Below are 12816 nucleotides of genomic sequence, written 5' to 3'. Positions count from 1 at the left end.
TTATTTAATTCAAAGTCTTTCGGTTTTTCAACATCGCTGAATTTTTTATCTTTATTCGCCTGAATCAAGGTTTCCGTTTGTTTTGCCAATTCAGGAAGATTCATTTTTTCATAAGCTTCTTTCATTAATGGCAAGGCTTCAAGAGTGGCTTGGGTGTCAGGATATTGCTGTAACATTCCTACTACTCGGTTGGCAACGGCAACATAAGCATTACGTTTCATATAGAATTTAGCAATGGCAAGTTCGTGGCGAGCCAAGGCGGCTTTAATATAAGCCATTCTTGCTAAGGCATCTTGTGCATAAGTGCTATTAGGGAAATTATCTACAAGGGTTTGGAAGTTTGCGAACGCCGCTTTCATTGCTGTGTTTTCACGGGTTGCGCGATCAACGCCAAAGAAATCTTGGAAGAAGTTTTCACCTGAGGCAAAATTGGTTAGCCCTGCCATATAGATCACATAATCTACATTTGGACTATTCGGATATTGCTGTAAAAAACGCTCTGCGGCTACTAAGGTTTTGGTGTAATCTTGCGATTTATAATAAGCATAAATTAAATCTAACTGCGTTTGCTCACTGTAATTTGCGGCAGGAAAACGATTTTTTACCGCTTCTAAATAGCGCACCGCTTGGGAATAATCACCGTCTTGTAAATAGGTTTGCCCTTTGGCATAAAGTTCTTGTTCAGAGCCTTGCTCTACCTCTTTTGATGAATTAGAACAAGCACTCACGGCAAGTGCGGCTAATGCAACGAATGTAAAAGATTTTAATTTACGCATTGATGATTCCTTTTTTACGAGCAATGATAAATAAGTTACAATGATCCGTATTTTATAGCACATTGCTAAATAAGCAAATTATTCACGGATTTATTTATGGCATATCTTACTTTATCGGCAGAAGTTCTGCCAAGCCAAATGGGACAACGTTTAGACCAAAGCTTAGCAGAAATGTTCCCGGACTATTCTCGTTCACGTTTAAAAACTTGGATCGAAAGCGATCTGGTGAAAGTAAACGGTGAAGTGGTGAATGTGCCACGCAGTAAAGTTTATGGCGGCGAACAGATTACGATCAATGTTGAAGTGGAAGATGAAACCCGTTTTGAGCCAGAAAATATTCCGCTCAATATTGTCTATGAAGACGATGATATTTTAGTCATCAATAAGCCAAAAGATATGGTGGTTCACCCTGGGGCAGGCAACCCGAATGGCACGGTACTCAATGCCTTGCTTTATCATTATCCACCGATTGCAGAAGTACCAAGAGCGGGCATTGTTCACCGTTTAGACAAAGACACCACCGGCTTAATGGTGGTGGCAAAAACCATTCCTGCACAAACCAAATTAGTGCGCGATCTGCAAAAACGCAAAATCACCCGTGAATATGAAGCCATTGCTTACGGCATTATGACCCAAGGCGGCACCGTGGACGAACCAATGGCGCGCCACCCAACCAAGCGTACTCATATGGCGGTTCACCCGATGGGCAAGCCAGCGGTGACGCATTATCGCATTATGGAACGTTTTCGTAATTACACGCGCTTGCGCCTGCGCCTTGAAACAGGGCGAACTCACCAAATTCGCGTGCATATGGCGCATATCGCCCACCCATTATTAGGCGATCAAACTTACGGTGGACGCCCACGCCCACCGAAAAACGCCAGCGAAGAATTACTCACCACTTTGCGTGATTTCAAACGCCAAGCATTGCACGCCATAATGTTACGCTTAGAACACCCCATCACAGGGGAATTAATGGAATGGTATGCGCCATTACCAGAGGATTTCGTTGGCTTAGTGAATGCCTTAAAAGCCGATTACCTTGCTCATAAAGATGAATTGGATTACTAAAATGGACGCACTCAAACCAAACTGGACAGCCCCTGCCAATATCCACGCTTTCACCACCTTGCGCCAAGGTGGCGTTAGCCAAGCGCCTTATGATAGCTTTAATCTGGGCGATCACGTTGGCGATGACAAAAATTCAGTAAAAACCAACCGCACTTTATTGGTGGAGCAATTTCATTTGCCACAGCTTCCGCTTTTCTTAAATCAAACGCATAGCACAAGGGTGATCTGCTTGCCTTATGAGGGCAACAATTTAGATGCCGATGCGGTTTACACCAACCAACCGAACCAAGTTTGCCTTGTAATGACCGCAGATTGCTTGCCCGTCTTGTTTACCAATCAACAAGGTACGGAAGTCGCCGCCGCACACGCAGGCTGGCGTGGTTTATGTGATGGCGTGTTAGAACAAACGGTGCAACAATTCCAAGCAGAACCACAAGAGATTATCGCGTGGCTCGGGCCGGCTATCGGGCCAAAATCTTTCCAAGTTGGGGAAGAGGTTCGCCAACAATTTATCGCGCAAGATCCCAATGCCGCACAAGCCTTTGTGCCAGATCCTAGCGAGCAAGGCAAATACCTTGCGGATCTTTATCACATCGCTCGATTACGCCTTAACAAATTAGGCATTTCACAAATTAGTGGTGGTGAGCATTGCACCTATTTAGAACGGGAAAACTTCTTTTCTTTTAGACGAGAGAAACAAACGGGAAGAATGGCATCATTGATTTGGTTTGAATAGCAAAATTGGGCATTACGCCCAATTTTTATTTTTATGATAAGTTGTAAGGCAATTCAATGAGAGTTAATGCTGTTTCAGTGCCAGACAGACGAAATGCCGTGCCTGCGTCAAACTGATTATTCATCACCACTTGCAGCCATAAAATGCCGTCAAAATGCACCGCACTTAAGATAAAACCTGTTTTGCGCCAGCCATTTTCCAGCTGTATTTCAATTTCTGAACCCAGTTGAACAGGCGTGTCAGTTTGCGCATTAAACAGGAACATCGCGCGTTTGTTAATGCCACGATATTTCGCACGCGCCACGGTTTCTTGCCCGATATAACAGCCTTTTTGGAACGAAATGGCTTGTTCAATACATTGTAAATTCAGGGCTTGCGGGATAAATTCGTTTTGGCTTTCTGGCGATAAAATCGGATAGCCCGCTTGCATTATGGCTTGCTCCCATTGTGAAATTTCACCTGTGAAATCAATCTGTTGTGCGGTTTTATTTAATAACATCGCGCACGCAGATTGTCCTATTTCAAGGCAAAAATCCGCCGAAATTGCACCGCACTTTTGTTTATCCAATAGCCCGATCACTTGCCAATCTTGCGCTTCAAAGGTAACTTTGGAAAATACTGCATATTTTTTCAGATTATCCAACGCAGAGGGCAATAAGGCGTGGCGGATAATCAAGTAAAACTGCTCGGCATTTTCACGCAACAGACGAAACACGCTGCTCATTTTGCCTTTCGGATCGCAATGGGTGGTGAGGGTGGATTGCCCATCTGCCAGCCCATTCACATCACAAGTGAGCTGACCTTGCAGAAATTTTTCTGCGTCCACGCCTTGCACAGAAATAACAAGATATTGTGAGAGATTGATGATTGCCATAAAGATTCCAAAAATTATTCCAAATTCTGAATTTGTTCACGCATTTGTTCGATAAGCACTTTTAACTCCACCGCAGAATTAGTGATTTCTGCGCTAATGGATTTTGACGCCAGCGTGTTACTTTCGCGGTTGAGTTCTTGCATCATAAAATCAAGTTTACGCCCTACCGCGCCGCCTTTTTGCAAAATGCGTTGGGTTTCTTTAACGTGCAGCTGTAAACGATCTAATTCTTCCGCCACATCAATACGCTGCGCTAATAGCACCATTTCTTGCTCTAGGCGCTGTGGATCGGCTTGTAGTTGCAATTCGTCAAAACGTTGCTGCAAACGCTCCCGTTGCCATTGCAAAATCTCTGGCATTTTTGACCGCACTTTATCACTTTCACTGGCGATGGCGGTTAAACGCTGTTGGATCAAGTCGTTTAATTTTTCCCCTTCACGCCCACGCATTGCGATAAATTCATCGAGCGCCGCTTCAAAGCCAGCTAACAACTCTTGGCTAATGCGATCTAAATCCTGCTCTGGGGTTTCCACCACGCCGGGGTAGCGCAGAACATCGGTGAGATTGATTTCCCCTTCGCCAGCTTGTTGTTTGATCCATTGTAAGGATTGGATCACCTGCTGCGCCAAGGCTTGGTTTAAATTAAGGCTGGCTGTGGCTTGCTGTTTGCCTTCAAAACGCAGATTACATTCCACCTTACCGCGGGTTAGACGCTGGCGTAATTTTTCTCGCAAGGTGTTTTCCAAACCGCGAAATGGCTCGGGCAAGCGGAAGACGGTTTCCAAATAACGTTGATTAACGGAACGAATCTCCCAAACCGCATTGCCCCAATCTTGCTTGATTTCATAACGGGCAAAGGCCGTCATACTATAAATCATAATAAATCCTTAATTTACGCTAAAAATTGCCGCCTATTCTACCGTTAAATTTCTCATCTGTCAGTTTGCGTGTTAGAATGAGCGCCATTTTATGAATGAGTAAGGAATTTCCAATGCGTCCGAATGATCGCCCATTAAATCAACCCCGCCCGATTAAAATCACCCGCCATTTCACCAAATATGCCGAAGGTTCGGTGTTGGTGGAATTTGGCGAAACCAAAGTGCTTTGCACCGCCAGCGTTGATGAAAGTGTGCCACGTTTCTTAAAAGGGCAAAACCAAGGTTGGGTTACGGCAGAATATGGTATGTTGCCACGCTCCACCCACAGTCGTATGCAACGTGAAGCGGCAAAAGGGAAACAAGGTGGTCGCACGATGGAAATTCAGCGTTTAATCGCCCGCTCTTTGCGTGCAATGGTGGATCTGAATGCCCTTGGTGAGCGTTCAATCACACTGGATTGTGATGTGATCCAAGCCGATGGCGGCACGCGGACGGCTTCTATTACTGGGGCTTGCGTGGCGTTAGTGGACGCGATCAACGGCTTAATGGAAAAAGGTGTGCTAAAAACGAACCCAATTAAAGGGCTAGTAGCCGCCATTTCTGTTGGCATTGTAGAGGGCGAAGCGGTATGCGATTTGGAATATGTGGAAGATAGCAACGCCGAAACCGATATGAACGTGGTGATGACCGATGATGGCCGAATGATCGAAGTGCAAGGCACAGCAGAAGGAGAGCCATTCTCCCACGAAGAATTATTAACCCTGTTAGATCTCGCAAAACAAGGCTGTGAAGTGATCTTCAACGCGCAGCGCGAAGCTTTAGAGCAAGCATAATTGGGGGCGTAAATGCAAGGCTACAAAATTGACTTTATCAAATTCGCACTCAGCCGTAATGTGCTGAAATTTGGCGAGTTCACCTTGAAATCTGGGCGCATTAGCCCTTATTTCTTTAATGCAGGTTTGTTTAATACGGGCGCGGATTTAGCACGTTTAGGCGAATTTTATGCCGCTGCCATTCAAGCAAGCGGCTTAGATTATGACGTAATTTTTGGCCCTGCTTACAAAGGCATTCCCATTAGTACCACGGTGTCGGTGGCGCTGTTTAAGCAATATGGCATTGATAAACCAGTGTGTTTTAACCGTAAAGAAGCCAAAGATCACGGCGAAGGTGGCAATTTAATTGGCAGCCCATTGCAAGGCAAGGTGCTATTGGTGGACGATGTGATCACCGCTGGCACGGCAATTCGCGAAGCAATGGATTTAATCGCACAAAATCAAGCGACATTAAGTGCGGTGGTGATTGCGTTAAATCGTAAAGAACGCGGCAAAGGCACGCTTTCTGCCATTCAAGAAGTGGAACGCGATTATCAATGCAACGTGCTTTCTATTGTGGATTTTGATGATTTAATGCAGTTTATTGAGCAAGATCCCGCTTATCAACAATATTTACCCGCGATGCACGCTTATCGTGAGCAATATGGCATCTAAAATACGGCGTATAAAAATCGCGAAAAATGTACCGCACTTTATTTTATGTATAACTCAAGATTTTATGCATAACTCAAGTTGGAGAACAGAATGAGTTTTATTGGAAAGTTATTAGGTTTTTTCATTGGCTACCGTTTTGGCGGCTTTTTTGGTGGGCTGGTTGGCGCTTACTTAGGGCATTTAGCCGACAAAAAATTATATGAACTAGGCAGCGTCAATTCGAGCTTTTTCAAACGCAAAGAAACCCGTCAATCCTTGTTTATGCAAACCACCTTTGCGGTGTTAGGTCATTTGTCTAAATCGAAAGGACGCGTAACGCAAGATGACATTGCCCTTGCTAATAACCTAATGAACCAAATGAATTTGGACGACAAAGGGCGTAAATTGGCACAAGAAGCCTTTAATCGCGGCAAAGATCCGAATTTTCCGTTACGCCAAGTGATCCGCGAATTTTGCCAAGCCTGCGGTCAGCGTAGTGATCTATTAAGAATGTTCTTGCGTGTTCAGCTACAAGCCGCTTTTGCTGATGATCACCTGCACGAAAATGAAAAAGAAGTGCTACAAGTGGTGGCAGAAGAATTGGGCTTATCCAGTTTCCAATTCCAACAAATTTTAATGGCAGAAATTGCCGCCCGCCAATTCAGCCGCGGTGGGTTTTACTATGAATATAACGGCTCACAACAGGGCGATTATCAACAAGGCGGCTATCAGAGTGGTGGTTATCAAACACACAGCGGACCAACCTTACAAGACGCTTACAACGTGCTTGGCGTGAGCGAAAATGACGACCGCGCCACTGTAAAACGCGCTTACCGCCGTTTAATGAACGAAAACCACCCCGATAAACTCGTCGCCAAAGGCTTACCAGAAGAAATGCTCGAAATGGCGAAAGAGAAAACCCAACAAATTCAAGCCGCTTATGATTTGATTTGTAAAGCGAAAGGGTGGAAGTAAACCTTTCTTCATTGCTGAATTTTTTACCGTTTCTCTCAAATAACAAAGTGCGGTGAAAAATTCAGCTTTTTTATTTTTATCAAAAGAGTAATAGTAAATAAAATGCGTGTTTTCCTCGCGCCAATGCAGGGCGTGCTTGATCCCCTTGTGCGGCAGCTTTTGACTGAAATTAACGATTATGATCTGTGCGTATCGGAGTTTGTGCGTGTGGTGGATCAGCGTTTGCCAGTCAAAACTTTTTATCGTTTATGTCCAGAGCTTCAGCACGATGGGCGAACGCCTGCGGGAACGCCTGTGCGTGTACAACTTTTAGGCCAACACCCACAGTGGCTGGCGGAAAATGCGGTGTTGGCGGTGGAATTGGGATCGCACGGCATTGATTTTAACTGTGGTTGTCCGTCTAAAACGGTGAATGGTAGCCACGGTGGTGCGGCATTATTAAAGCAGCCCGAATTGATTTACCAAGCCACCAAAGCTTTACGCGAAGCCCTACCGAAAGAGCAAGTAGTAAGCGTGAAAGTGCGTTTGGGCTGGGATAGCGATAGCCACGCTTTTGAAATCGCGGACGCGGTGCAACAAGGCGGCGCAACGGAAATCACTATTCACGGACGCACCAAAACCGATGGCTATCGTGCAGAAAAGATCAACTGGCAGAAAATTGGTGAAATTCGTCAACGCTTAACCATTCCTGTCATCGCAAATGGTGAAATTTGGCATTGGCAAGACGCGCAAGACTGCCTTGTCATAACAGGCTGCCAAGATGTAATGATTGGGCGTGGTGCATTAACCATTCCAAACTTAAGCCTTGTGGTGAAGTTTAATCAGGAAAAATTAGATTGGGCGCAAGGGGTAATGCCTTTGTTACATCGCTATGCGCATATTGAAAACCTGCAAGATACGGGCTTTTACCACATTGCCCGCACCAAACAATGGTTGCAATATTTGAAAAAATCTTACCCACAAGCCACCGCACTTTTTGAACATATTAAAACCTGCCAAACGGCAGAGGATTTACGCCAAAGGTTAGATCAAATGAGATAAGCCTGATTATGGGCTGGCTAGAAAAATCATCAAAAATCCCACCGCACTTTTGTTTATTATGGCTTTTAAATTCGGGGAGTTTGAGAAGGTGAAAAATCCTCCGTGTGTGGAGGATTTTAGTTGCGGTAGTTAGACGTCCAAGCCTAACACTTTTCGTCCGTTGATACTGGCGATGTTTACCATTGCATTTAAATCTGGGAAGTGGCTGCTTGTGGCGAATGTAGGTTAGCTAGAAAAATCATCAAAAATCCCACCACACTTTTGTTTATTATGACTTTCAAATTCAGGGAGTTTGATAAGGTGAAAAATCCTTCAAGTGTAGAGGATTTTTATTTGCGGTAGTTAAACGTCCAAGCCCAGCAGTTTTCGTTCATTGATACTGGCGATGTTTACCATTGCATCTAAATCTGGGAAACGGCTGCTTGTGGCGAATGTAGGTTAGCTAGAAAAATCATCAAAAATTCCACCGCACTTTTGTTTATTATGGCTTTCAAATTCAGGGAGTTTGAGAAGGTGAAAAATCCTCCGTGTGTGGAGGATTTTATTTGTGGCAGTTAAACGTCCAGCCCCAATACTTTTCGTCCGTTAATACTGGCGATGTTTACCATTGCGTCTAAATCTGGGAAACGGCAGCCTGCGGCGAGTAGGCTGAGTTCTTGCCACATATCCCCTTCACACAGTGGCACCATATAATCGCAGATGTTATCCGTGCCAATGGCAACCGTAATGTTTTCTGGGATCATTTCATCAACAGGGGTGAGCGCATTGTGGAACGGCATTAAATCTTCTTTACGGTTACTGTCGATCCACGCCATTGGGCAGGCGATCATCATCATTTGCGCTTGGCGCATTTTTTCGTACAGTTTGTAGCGATATTCACGGGAATGCGCGCCGATGGAAATACCGTGAATCGCCACCACACGTCCTTCCATTCCGTGTTCAATGGTTTTATCGCACAATTGTTCCGTTTCTTTTTCTTTTGGTGTGTTGAATTGATCAACGTGAACGTGGCACATAATGCCGAGGGATTTGGCTTTATCAAGCAGAATATCCATTGCTTCCAAGCCACGTCCGTAATCCAGCTCATCACGATAAGGCAGCCCGCCGATCATATCCACCATTTCCGAGCCAATATCGAACCATTTTTTCGCGGTGGGTTCAATTACGCCTTTTAGGGTTTGATTGGCGAATTTAAGGGTGATGTCGTGTTTATACACATCGCGGGCTTTGTGGGCGGCGATGATGGCGCGATCTTCACAAATGGGATCAATATCCACAAAAGTACCAAAAGCCGTTACCCCTTGTGAGATCATCAATTCAATGGCTTGGCAAAAGCGTGCGTAATAGTCCTCTACGGTGGAAGTGCGTTTGACTTCGTCCACTAAATCCCATTTTTGTTGCAAGTTACTCGTATGATAAATGCCGATTTTCTCTGGCGTCATGGTGAACGCACGGTCAGCGTGAGCATGTGAGTTTACCCAACCGCCTTTCTTGATAATTTCATCTCTGATATAGGTTTTAAAGCTACGAACGTGATTACGCATAATTTTCTCCGTAATAATGAAAGCGAGGCGGACAATAGGCTAGATATGAAAAAATCCCAATAAAGTGGGATCTTGTTATTAAGAGAAAATAGCTTTGCGCCCAAGCGGTGAGCATCTTGATTGGTGTGTTGTGTAATGTTATGAAAAATTCGCAGATTTTTACTTAATAACATTCTATCTTGTCCAGATTGATTTGAATAATAAAACAGGCGAAATGCCTTTGCTGGAGCGATAGTATAAGCGGTTCAATAGTAAAAATATAATTGGTTTTAACTATTGGTTGCCTGAATTTTATTCATTTTATTTTTCAAAAAAAGCACTATCTTGATTAAACACTTCTAAGAACAAGCCAAGCGGTGGCGTGCGTGAAGAGGCTTTTTCATAAGTGCGGTCATATTTTTGATAATTTCCGCGCCGATCAAGGTGGTATTGCGTGCCGTTGGCGGTGATGATCACATTCCAGCGATAATTGCCTGCTTGCACCCAAGTACGGCGTAATGCAGGGTTAAATAAATCCACGCCTTGCGCATAATCAGAAGCTGGATTTTGCACGCCAAATAAATGTTTCATTAGGGCAGGCAAAATGTCTGTGTGGCTGGTAAGTTTTTCCACTTGACCTTGCGCTAACCCTTGCCACGCAATAATCAGCGGAACCTGAATTTGTTCTGGGGCAAAATAGTTGCTTTGTTGTTTTTCACTTAATGGCTTGAAGTGATAGCCCTCTTCGGCGGTGATCAAAATTAACGTGTTTTGGCGATCCACTTGACTTAATACGCTATCTAGCAAACCGTCCAATTCATTCAGTTGAAGCGCATAGCCTGTTTCATTTAAGTCTTTTGGAATGGCTAAACTTAAATAGCTGAAATAAGGTTTTTCGCTATGGCGTTTCGCATACCAATTTTGCCATTGCTGCACGCTGGCTTGATTGCTGCGCACTTTGTGATCTAATTTTTGTTGATTAAACACATTCTGGCTTAATAAACTGGCGTGAAATCCATCGCTGGCAAATAATCCCAACTGATAAGCGGATTTCTCTTGTTTGAGTGCGTTAATGAGCACGGATGGCGTTTTGTTACTTAATAAGCTATCAGTGTAGTTCGCCGTTAATCCGTAGAACAAGCCAGTTAAGGCGGTATTGTTGTTATTGCCTGTGCTGTAATGATTGAGATACTGCGTAGCTTGCTCGGCAAAGGCGCTGAGTTTTGGCATTTTGTCTGCACTGACAGCATCATAACGCAGCCCAGATACCGTAATCATCAGAATATTGCTCGGCTTAACTGGAGTAAAATGCAACGGCGATTTTGGATAATCAATCTTTAAGGCTTCAGGTCGCCCTTCTTGTTCTAGGGTTTGGCTATATTGATCCTTATCTAAGAAACCGTGCTTTTCCAAGAAAGAGCGCGCCGTCATTGGGTAAGACAGCGGAAAATTGGATTTTTGCATTGTGATCGGGCGATAGATAAAGGCATCAGCCCAAGCATAAATTAAATGAGTGGCAATAAAGGTGCAAACAAAGAATACGCCCACGCCTTTGAGCCATTTTTGCCGTTCAAGGCTGCGCAATTTTTCCCACGACCAACGAGAAAATAGCATTTGAATCAATAGAATAATCGGCATTGGCACAAAGAACAGTTGCCAGTTACGCGAAAGCTCACCATTATCAGGATTGACCAATAAATTCCACACAAGGGAAGAAAGGTGAAAATTAAAGCGCGCGAAAACTTCGGTATCGACTAATAATAAGGTTGCACCAATGGTGGTGAGAATCACACTCAGCCCACGGAAAGTGCGGTTGTTTTTTACGATAAAACTGAGCGGAAAAATAATCAGTAAATACAGGGCAAAAACAATAAAACTAAAATGCCCGAGTAGGCTGATGAAAAAATAGAGCTTGCCAAACAGCGTGTCTGGCCAATCGATCAAAAAGGCGTAACGTGCGCCAATGACAATCGCCCAAAGGATATTAAAAAAAGCAAACCAATGCCCCCAAGCGATTTTTCGCGAGGTGTTTTCACGATATTGTTTGCTTGTTTTAATTCCAAACATTTGATTATTGTTTCTCTTTTAAGGAATTCATTAACGCATCAGAAAAGGCCTGAGCAAGAGCGATACGTTGCTGTTGGCCCATATTATTTTTGAGAACATTGGTAACCATATTGCCCAACACCACTAAAGATAAATCCACCGGCGTTTGATGTTTTTCAAACACCGCGATCAGTTCATTTAATAAGGTATCGACTTGTTTATCTTGAAATTTTGATTGTTTCGCCATAATGAATATTGTTGTTAAATTTGAAGGCTGAGAATAATTTTGCGTATGCTAGCATATTTTCGCCTAAAGTGCGGTTATAATATCGCACAAATTTGTTTTTATAAATATGGATTAAAAAATGAGTATTACGGTTAAGCAAATTGTGTTACACCAATTGGTCAAACACCAGCAAGAAGATGCCATTCAACTTGATGTGCAGCTGCGCAATGAGCTGTTGCCCATTAGCCCTGAAGTGGAACAAATGATGTTGCACCTACACCAAGGTTATCAAAATAAAGCCAAAGCCTATGGTATGTTTGAGGAAGCGTCAGAATTTGCGCAAAATCTTAACCGATTTCTTGAAAATGAATTAGATTTCCTGCCGTTTAGCCATCAATCGGCGCAAAAACTCGCCCAAGAGTTAGGCAAATATAGCTTTGCTGATAGCGGAACCTTCGTGCTGTGCCAATATAATTTTTTAGCCACTGATTATTTATTTATCGCCTTGCTTGATAGCCGAGCCAGTATGTTGGTGGACGAAAATTTAGAAATTCATCGTACGCAATATTTGGATCTCACCCAATTTGACATTGCCGCACGCATTAACCTGACCGATTTGCAAGTGGACGCCAATTCCAACCGCTATCTTACCTTTATTAAAGGAAAAGTGGGGCGTAAAATTGCTGACTTTTTTATGGATTTTCTACAAGCCGAAGAAGGCTTAAATCCGCAAGTACAAAATCAATGTTTATTGCAAGCGGTGAGCGATTATTGCGAACAAGGCGAATTAAACAATGAGCAATCGCAAGCAGTGAAAAAGCAAGTGTTTGAATATTGCAAAGGGCAAATGAGTGCAGGGGAAGAAATTGAATTGCGGGAACTTTCCGATAGCTTGCCCACTCTAAACGAGCAGTCTTTTGCAGATTTTACCCAAATGCAAGATTATGGCTTGGAAGAACATATTCCGCCGGTGCGTTCCGCATTAAAAGGCTTAACCAAGTTTTCAGGCTCAGGCAAAGGGGTAACCATTAGTTTTGATGCGGAGCTCATTAATCAACGTGTGATTTGGGACGAAATGGGTGATACGCTCACGATTAAAGGTTTGCCACCAAATTTGCGCGATCAATTACAACGCTGGCTAAAAGGCTAGAATTAATTTGGCAATAGGGCGAAGTTTAGGTATTATCCCCTTCATTATTAAAGA

General features: G+C 43.6%; 13 protein-coding genes. 7 read left to right on the top strand and 6 right to left on the bottom strand.

Going from position 1 to position 12816, the window contains the following annotated elements; all coding sequences use genetic code 11:
• The coding region (locus ACLS0A_RS09050; protein ID WP_416083165.1) for an outer membrane protein assembly factor BamD at positions 1 to 776 on the bottom strand (776 nt) is incomplete at its 3' end.
• A gap of 96 nt (positions 777 to 872) precedes the next feature.
• Between ACLS0A_RS09050 and rluD the strand changes: the two genes are divergently transcribed.
• Together rluD and pgeF are read left to right on the top strand one after the other, a co-directional pair.
• Positions 873 to 1847: a 23S rRNA pseudouridine(1911/1915/1917) synthase RluD gene (rluD, locus tag ACLS0A_RS09045; protein ID WP_103855312.1), complete on the top strand. Its 975-nt coding sequence runs from the start codon at positions 873 to 875 to the stop codon at positions 1845 to 1847.
• Position 1848: 1 nt separating this feature from the next.
• The gene (pgeF, locus tag ACLS0A_RS09040; protein ID WP_416083166.1) at positions 1849 to 2583 is read left to right on the top strand and encodes a peptidoglycan editing factor PgeF; all 735 of its coding nucleotides are present in this window, start codon (positions 1849 to 1851) and stop codon (positions 2581 to 2583) included.
• A 31-nt stretch (positions 2584 to 2614) separates the two neighbouring features.
• Here pgeF and ACLS0A_RS09035 read toward each other — a convergent pair whose 3' ends face one another.
• Together ACLS0A_RS09035 and ACLS0A_RS09030 are read right to left on the bottom strand one after the other, a co-directional pair.
• Positions 2615 to 3457, bottom strand: a complete 843-nt coding sequence (locus ACLS0A_RS09035; protein ID WP_416083167.1) for a YgfZ/GcvT domain-containing protein — start codon at positions 3455 to 3457, stop codon at positions 2615 to 2617.
• 14 nt (positions 3458 to 3471) lie between these two features.
• Positions 3472 to 4335 carry a YicC/YloC family endoribonuclease gene (locus ACLS0A_RS09030; RefSeq protein ID WP_126370824.1) on the bottom strand — a complete coding sequence of 288 codons (864 nt, stop codon included), beginning with the start codon at positions 4333 to 4335 and terminating at the stop codon, positions 3472 to 3474.
• A gap of 113 nt (positions 4336 to 4448) precedes the next feature.
• Between ACLS0A_RS09030 and rph the strand changes: the two genes are divergently transcribed.
• The 4 genes from rph to dusC all read left to right on the top strand — a co-directional run bounded on the left by rph (position 4449) and on the right by dusC (position 7817).
• The gene (gene rph / locus ACLS0A_RS09025) at positions 4449 to 5168 is read left to right on the top strand and encodes a ribonuclease PH (protein WP_416083187.1); all 720 of its coding nucleotides are present in this window, start codon (positions 4449 to 4451) and stop codon (positions 5166 to 5168) included.
• Between the two features lie 12 nt (positions 5169 to 5180).
• Positions 5181 to 5822 (top strand): orotate phosphoribosyltransferase, encoded by a 642-nt coding sequence (gene pyrE, locus ACLS0A_RS09020; protein WP_416083168.1) that lies wholly within the window; start codon positions 5181 to 5183, stop codon positions 5820 to 5822.
• A gap of 90 nt (positions 5823 to 5912) precedes the next feature.
• The gene (gene djlA / locus ACLS0A_RS09015; protein WP_416083169.1) at positions 5913 to 6776 is read left to right on the top strand and encodes a co-chaperone DjlA; all 864 of its coding nucleotides are present in this window, start codon (positions 5913 to 5915) and stop codon (positions 6774 to 6776) included.
• 102 nt (positions 6777 to 6878) lie between these two features.
• Entirely contained in the window at positions 6879 to 7817 is a 939-nt protein-coding gene (dusC, locus tag ACLS0A_RS09010; RefSeq protein WP_416083170.1) for a tRNA dihydrouridine(16) synthase DusC, read from the top strand.
• 554 nt (positions 7818 to 8371) lie between these two features.
• On the opposite strand, the gene ACLS0A_RS09005 is transcribed toward dusC, so the two are convergent.
• The 3 genes from ACLS0A_RS09005 to ACLS0A_RS08995 all read right to left on the bottom strand — a co-directional run bounded on the left by ACLS0A_RS09005 (position 8372) and on the right by ACLS0A_RS08995 (position 11633).
• Complete coding sequence (locus tag ACLS0A_RS09005; protein ID WP_416083171.1) at positions 8372 to 9361, bottom strand: amidohydrolase family protein; 990 nt, start codon at positions 9359 to 9361, stop codon at positions 8372 to 8374.
• A gap of 300 nt (positions 9362 to 9661) precedes the next feature.
• A complete protein-coding gene (locus ACLS0A_RS09000; protein ID WP_416083172.1) occupies positions 9662 to 11407 on the bottom strand; it encodes a DUF3413 domain-containing protein in 1746 nt (581 codons plus the stop codon).
• Between the two features lie 4 nt (positions 11408 to 11411).
• Complete coding sequence (locus ACLS0A_RS08995) at positions 11412 to 11633, bottom strand: YejL family protein (RefSeq protein WP_103853599.1); 222 nt, start codon at positions 11631 to 11633, stop codon at positions 11412 to 11414.
• Between the two features lie 118 nt (positions 11634 to 11751).
• On the opposite strand from ACLS0A_RS08995, the gene yejK reads away from it, so the two are divergent.
• A complete protein-coding gene (gene yejK, locus ACLS0A_RS08990; RefSeq protein ID WP_416083173.1) occupies positions 11752 to 12762 on the top strand; it encodes a nucleoid-associated protein YejK in 1011 nt (336 codons plus the stop codon).
• Positions 12763 to 12816: the final 54 nt, after the last annotated feature.

This window comes from Avibacterium volantium, assembly GCF_049366555.1.
GTDB classification, from domain to species: Bacteria; Pseudomonadota; Gammaproteobacteria; order Enterobacterales; family Pasteurellaceae; genus Avibacterium; species Avibacterium volantium_A.
This window is presented reverse-complemented; position numbering and strand designations above follow the sequence as displayed.